Genomic DNA, 1,146 nt, shown 5'->3' on the forward strand with positions numbered 1-1,146 from the left:
ACTTCATTTTTATTCTCTCTTTCTAATCCCAACCTATGGTGTTGGGGTCTGTGTAAGCAGATGGAGACGCGGTCTCGCGCTCCGGTTTTAGGCGGTGGCCGTGAGGTGATGTCCTGCGGGGCCCGTATAAGTGATTTGGGTACGTCGAATTCGGCGCGGAAACGCGATTAAGAAAAATCTGGATCTTTTCTGGGTGACCTTGCGTCAAGCAGCTTGGGGGCGCTGCAAATGAAACCCTTCGGTTTGCGGGCCCGCTGTCTGCCGTCGCCCCACTGTGGGCGGGGGCGTTGTCTAATCTCTGAGTTTTGGGACCAACCCGCCCGGGGCGTATCTCCCCTGGGATGACGCTCAACGCCCTCTTTGCCAGCAAGGTTATTGCCGCATTTTTTGTCTTGGAAAAGAACAGGACCGGAGAGGGCTGCTCTGCGCGACCCCTGGTAATCAGGGGGACCCATTAGACCGCCCGCGAAGCGCTTGGTCGTGCGCTAAGGCGGAACTTCGCGCTTATACGGCCGCACGAAGCAATCTCTCTGTCAGCACGCAATCAAGGTACTTGGGCGCGATTGATAAGGCCGCCTGCGGGCAATGAAAGATGACTGGACAGTATTGCTTGCGGCCATTGAGCCGCGCGTAAAGGGGCGGGTAGGCACATCGGATTGGCATCCGATGAAGCTCCAGTTGCTGGAAAAGCTTTGCGCTCGTTGCCCGGTCTTACGGCTGGCAACCGCGGGATATGACGTTAGAGCGCGCAGCAGATTGACCGGGATTTCAGCAGCAATGGGAAAGACTCTCATGCTCGGTCTCTCAAGCGCCTTGACGAGCTCTGCGCCTTTTCTGAACTTCTGCCCTTTTTGCCAGCGGGCCCCATCAAATTTCTGCCTGAGCGCCGGGCGCCAGCGCACCAAGAGATCCCGCAAGAATGGGAAGTCCAGTTCATCTCCTGGATCGAGAGTGTCACGAATAACTCCTGGGGTCCGGTCGCAAAGGAATTCACTGAAGATCAATGGGTTGTAGAACTTGTGACGCAAAAACTCCAGGTTTTGACGCAATTTCTCTGGAACATTTTGAAGCGCTCGGGATCCGTTTAGTTGGCGGCACAACACGGTGGTCTGTTGTGTGGAAAGCGCTTGGGCTTGCAGAGGCACA

1 protein-coding gene is annotated in these 1,146 nt (G+C 56.0%); it reads right to left on the minus strand.

Annotated elements, in window-relative coordinates; genetic code table 11:
• Nucleotides 1-533: 533 nt before the first annotated feature.
• A partial coding sequence (locus ACGYLQ_RS20875; RefSeq protein ID WP_394444690.1) for a hypothetical protein occupies nucleotides 534-1,146 on the minus strand: 613 nt, incomplete at its 5' end.

It is taken from the genome of Sulfitobacter sp. 1A12779, from assembly GCF_043557315.1.
In the GTDB taxonomy this organism is placed as follows: domain Bacteria; phylum Pseudomonadota; class Alphaproteobacteria; order Rhodobacterales; family Rhodobacteraceae; genus Sulfitobacter; species Sulfitobacter faviae.